The organism is Microbacterium sp. MPR-TSA4, assembly GCF_058792815.1.
Map to the genome: position 1 here is coordinate 1 of NZ_JBXAFF010000095.1, position 1363 is coordinate 1363.

Annotated in this window: 2 protein-coding genes; both read left to right on the forward strand. The window is 73.1% G+C overall.

The features are described from left to right. Nucleotides 1-375, forward strand: a 375-nt coding sequence (locus AC1Q49_RS16220; protein ID WP_492493437.1) for an efflux permease Rv1217c-related protein, incomplete at its 5' end; no start/stop codon positions are given. 148 nt (nt 376-523) lie between these two features. Then, nucleotides 524-1342 (forward strand): pyruvate, water dikinase regulatory protein, encoded by an 819-nt coding sequence (locus tag AC1Q49_RS16225; RefSeq protein ID WP_060960231.1) that lies wholly within the window; start codon nt 524-526, stop codon nt 1340-1342. Nucleotides 1343-1363 lie beyond the last annotated feature (21 nt).

Consider the following 1363-nt stretch of genomic DNA (forward strand, 5'->3'; position numbering starts at 1 on the left):
GTCCTGGGGGCCGCCGCCGGCGCCCAGGCGGCGAGCGACGGCGCGGGGCTGGTGCGGGATGCGGCGATCGCGGGGGCGGGTCAGCTGGTGCCCGCCTGGCTGTTCGCGGGGCTGGCCGCCGTGCTCGTCGTGGTGCTGCCGCGACTCGCGATCCCGACCGCGTGGGCCCTCGTCGCGATCGGCGCCGTCGTGGCGCTCTTCGGCCCCCTCTTCGGGATGAGCGCGGCGCTCGTGGACGTCGCGCCGTTCGCGTCCGCGCCGGTGCCGACCTCCGATGGCGTCGATCTCCGCGGCGTCCTGCCCCTCGCTCTCGCCACCGCCCTCGCCGTGGCCGCCGCCCTGCTGGCGATGCGGCGCCGCGAGCTGCGCGCCTGAGGGCCGCACCCGATCGCGACTTCCTGACAGAGCCGCAAGAACGGAAGTTCTTTACGCGCCGAGCGCGCAGAGGGAAGGGTCATCTTTCGTAGCCTCGGAACAACCGGTCGATCGGCCGGTCTCCCCCGAGGCGACGAGGAGCACCCGCGTGACCCCCACGACGCCCCGTGCCGCCTACTTCGTCTCCGACTCCACCGGCATCACCGCCGAGACGCTCGGCCGCGCGCTGCTCGTGAACTTCCCCGGGGTCACGTTCCGCCGCCACACCGTGCCGTTCGTCGACTCCGCCGAGGGCGCCGCCGCCGTCGCCCGCGAGATCGACCGCGCCGCCGCGGCGGGTGAGGAGCCGATCGTGTTCCACACCGTGCGCTCCCCCGCGGTGGCCCGCGTGCTGGGCGGAGCCCGGGCGACCCACATCGACCTGCTGAGCGGCCACCTCACCGAGCTCGAAGCGGCGCTCGGCACCACGGCGTCGGAGCAGCTCGGCTCGTTCCACACCGTCGGCGACACGGAGCAGTACTTCGCCCGCATGCGCGCGGTCGAGTACGCGATCGAGCACGACGACGGCCAGAGCATGCGCGCCCTCGACCAGGCGGACGTGCTCATCGTCGCTCCCTCGCGCTGCGGCAAGACGCCGACGACGATGTACCTCGCCCTGCAGTACGGACTGCTCGTCGCGAACTACCCGCTGACCGACGACGACTTCCCCACCGAAGGGCTGCCACGAGCAGTCGCCCCCTACGCCGCGCGCTGCTTCGGACTGACCACGACGCCGCTGCGCCTCAGCCAGGTGCGCCACGAACGGCGCCCCGACTCGACCTACGCGAGTCTCGCGCAGTGCACGCTCGAGCTGCGCCGCGCCGAGGACCTCTACCGCCGCACCCACATCCCGTTCGTGAACTCGTCGACCAAGAGCGTCGAGGAGATGTCGGCGGTGATCATGCAGTCCCTCAAGCTCCGCACCTGAGGGTCCCACCCGCCCCTCGCC